Here is a 1,846-nt window from a genome sequence, read left to right as displayed (position 1 = left end):
CGAGGTGCGCAACCCGCACACCGCGGTCGCCGGGCCCGCGCAGGACCTGCTGCGCCGGATCATCCTGCTGATCGAGCACTGCGTGTCGATCGACGTCCGCCGCGGGTGTCCATCGGTGGCCTAGCGGGCGCCGCCGTTGACGTACAAGGTCTGGCCGCTCACGTAGGCCGCGTCGTCGCTGGCCAGGAAGGCGATCACCGCGGCCACCTCCTCCGGCTGGCCCACGCGGCGTAGTGGCGTGACGTCCGCGGCCAGCCGCTGGTGATCCTCGGGCGCTGCCCCGACGCGGGTCGCAGTCGCGGCGGTCATGGCCGTGGCGATGTAGCCCGGGGCCACCGCGTTCACGTTGATGTTGAACGGGCCCAGCTCGATCGCCAGCGTCGCGGTCAGGCCCTGGACGCCCGCCTTGGCGGCGGCGTAGTTGACCTGGCCCCGGTTGCCCAGCGCCGACCGGCTGCTGAGGTTGACGATCTTGCCGTAGCGGGCCGCGACCATGTGCTTCTGTACCGCCTGGCAGCAATGGAACATGCTGGACAGGTTGGTGGTCAGGACCGCGTCCCATTCGGCGGCCGACATCTTGAAGAGCAGGTTGTCGCGGGTGATGCCGGCGTTGTTGACCAGGATGTCGATGCGGCCGTGCTCGCCGGCCACCGCCTCGACCATCGCCGCCACCGCCGCCGGGTCCGTCACGTCGCAGCCGTAGCCGGTGGCCACGCCGCCCGCCGCCTTGATCTCGTCGGCCGCGGCCGCGCTGCGGTCGGTGTCGAGGTCGACCACCGCCACCCGCGCGCCCTCGCCGGCCAGCCGGCGCGCGGTCGCCAGACCGATGCCCTGCGCCGCGCCGGTCACGATCGCGACCCGATCCGCGAACCTCTCGCTCATCTCGCATCTCCCTGCTCAGGTGTGGCTTCTCAGCGCTCAACGAGGACGGACGTGCCTTGGCCGACGCCGACGCACATGGTGGCCAGGCCGCGGCGCGCGCCGGTGCGCCGCATGCGGTGCAGCAGCGTGGTGAGGATGCGCGCGCCGGAGCAGCCCAGCGGGTGGCCGATCGCGATCGCGCCGCCGGACGGGTTGACCAGCTTCTCGTCGATGCCGAGCTGGTCGACGACCGCCAGCGACTGCGCCGCGAACGCCTCGTTGAGCTCGGCGGTCTCGATGTCGTCGAGGGTCCAGCCGCGCCGTTCGAGGACCTTGCGGGTCGCCGGCACGGGGCCGATGCCCATCACGTCCGGGTGTACGCCGGCGCTCGCACCGCCGACCCAGCGCCCCAGCGGCTCGACGCCCAGCTCGCCCAGCGCCTCCTCGCTGACCAGCACCAACGCGGCGGCGCCGTCGTTGAGCGGCGACGAGTTGCCCGCGGTGACCGTGCCGTCCTTGCGGAACACCGGCTTGAGCTTGCCGAGCTTCTCGAGCGTCGTGTCGGACCGGATGCCCTCGTCGGTCTCGACGGTCGCGCCGTCGGGCAGCGTCACGGGCAGCAGCTCGGCGGCGAACTCGCCGGCCGCCGTCGCCGCGGCCGCGGCCTGGTGGCTGCGCAGTGCGAACGCGTCCTGCCGGTCGCGCCCGATGTCGTAGCGGCGGGCCACCTCCTCGGCGGTCTCGCCCATGCTGAGCACGCCGTGCAGGTCGCGCATCCGCGGGTTGACCAGCCGCCAGCCGAGCCGGGTGTCGAAGATCTCCATGCCGCGCGGCAGGCCTTCCTCGGGCCGCGGCAGCACGAACGGCGCCCGGCTCATCGACTCGGAGCCTGCAGGGTCCCGTACCAGGTGTCGGTCATGTGCCGGACGGTCTGCAGCGCGATCGCGGCGATGGCGAGCTTCCAGGCGCCGGCCCCGCCCGCACC

2 protein-coding genes are annotated in these 1,846 nt (G+C 73.1%); both read right to left on the bottom strand.

The annotated features are described in order from the left end of the window. Window positions 1-120: 120 nt before the first annotated feature. The gene (gene fabG, locus AB0H87_RS41485; RefSeq protein WP_360159266.1) at window positions 121-882 is read right to left on the bottom strand and encodes a 3-oxoacyl-ACP reductase FabG; all 762 of its coding nucleotides are present in this window, start codon (window positions 880-882) and stop codon (window positions 121-123) included. Window positions 883-911: 29 nt separating this feature from the next. Then, entirely contained in the window at window positions 912-1,739 is an 828-nt protein-coding gene (locus tag AB0H87_RS41480; protein WP_360159263.1) for a thiolase family protein, read from the bottom strand. Window positions 1,740-1,846: the final 107 nt, after the last annotated feature.

Origin of the sequence: Asanoa sp. NPDC050611 (genome assembly GCF_040654855.1) — a bacterium.
In the GTDB taxonomy this organism is placed as follows: Bacteria; Actinomycetota; Actinomycetes; order Mycobacteriales; family Micromonosporaceae; genus Asanoa.
Note: the sequence above shows the minus strand (reverse complement) of the source record. Positions and strands in the feature narration are given on the sequence as shown.